Source organism: bacterium (assembly GCA_029210965.1).
Taxonomy (GTDB): domain Bacteria; phylum BMS3Abin14; class BMS3Abin14; order BMS3Abin14; family BMS3Abin14; genus JALHUC01.
Window position 1 is genome coordinate 1 of the sequence record JARGFZ010000109.1, and the last position, 1030, is coordinate 1030.

3 protein-coding genes are annotated in these 1030 nt (G+C 51.3%); 1 reads left to right on the plus strand and 2 read right to left on the minus strand.

Annotation, left to right across the window (positions count from 1 at the left end):
• Positions 1 to 297, plus strand: a 297-nt coding sequence (locus P1S59_14490; protein MDF1527433.1) for a hypothetical protein, incomplete at its 5' end; no start/stop codon positions are given.
• Positions 298 to 364: 67 nt separating this feature from the next.
• Here the strand turns inward: P1S59_14490 and P1S59_14495 are convergent.
• Both P1S59_14495 and P1S59_14500 read right to left on the minus strand, forming a co-directional pair.
• Positions 365 to 694 carry a DUF86 domain-containing protein gene (locus P1S59_14495; GenBank protein MDF1527434.1) on the minus strand — a complete coding sequence of 110 codons (330 nt, stop codon included), beginning with the start codon at positions 692 to 694 and terminating at the stop codon, positions 365 to 367.
• The gene (locus P1S59_14500; GenBank protein MDF1527435.1) at positions 681 to 977 is read right to left on the minus strand and encodes a nucleotidyltransferase domain-containing protein; all 297 of its coding nucleotides are present in this window, start codon (positions 975 to 977) and stop codon (positions 681 to 683) included. Before P1S59_14500 ends, P1S59_14495 begins: the two co-directional genes overlap by 14 nt.
• Positions 978 to 1030 lie beyond the last annotated feature (53 nt).

Below are 1030 nucleotides of genomic sequence, written 5' to 3' on the forward strand. Positions count from 1 at the left end.
GAACTTGTCCAGTTCAGGGAGAGGAGTGATGCGTTATCTCCAATTGAGAAGAGTCCTTCTTTTGATGTCACTTGTTGCATTTTTACTATTGCTTCCGGTGTTGATTCTGTTTCAAAAACTTGGAGGAAAAGGAGCAAAAGGAAAGTTGTAAGGCTGAGAAAATCAAAAGCGGTCTCACGCCCGTTCGTTTCACCCTTCGCCAAGCTCAGGACAGGCGGGGAAACGGGGAAAAAATCTGAAACCTGGAACTCGGAACCCGGAACTCGAGGCGCGATAGCGCCGAGCACCCGGAACTAGAGCGAAGCGAGTGAGTGAGCGTGAAACAATACCGTTGTTCCCTCCTGCGATGGCGAATTAGGTGATGTTAAGTTTTATCCAGCTCCCTGACCAATTCCGGCAGATCGTAGCGGATAGTGTCGTAAAGCACTTTCAGGTCAACTTCATCATAGCCGTGAATCAGGCGATTTCTCATCCCCACCACATCTCTCCACGGGATGCCAGGGCGTGTCTTCCTTCCTTCTTCTGTAACCTTTGCCGCTGCCTCACCGATAACTCCCACCAGGTGAAGAAGAGCCAGTTGCAGAACGCGATCGGCGAAGAGGGCATCAAGCGCCCTGTCCCCGAGTATCTCCATCGCTTCTCTGGCAAGCTCCAACATGTGTCCGAGCCGGAGAGAATCGTTACTCTGAGACAAAATGGACCTCTGCTTCGGCAAGTACCCGGCTTCGGAACGATCTGTTCAGAAACCCCGGAGTATTGAGGTCGGCCTTCCTGCCTAGCAGCGCTGAAAGCTCCCGTTCGATAGCGGATAAACGGATGAGGCCGACGGCAGCGTCCTCCGCAAACTCCACCAATACATCAACGTCGCTTTGCGGAGAGAAACTATCTCGAAGGACAGATCCGAAGAAAGCGAGTTTACGAATATGGTGGCGGCGACAAAAATCAGCAAGCCTGGCATTGTCGACGGGGATTTTCATTCTTTTCTCCATCATTTTTGAAGTTTGCGTCAAGCATTGGTGTTAGTCAAGAG

Excerpts from the sequence above, each read along its gene's own strand:
- P1S59_14500 (MDF1527435.1), bottom strand. The coding sequence starts at position 977 with ATGAAAATCCCCGTCGACAATGCCAGGCTTGCTGATTTTTGTCGCCGC.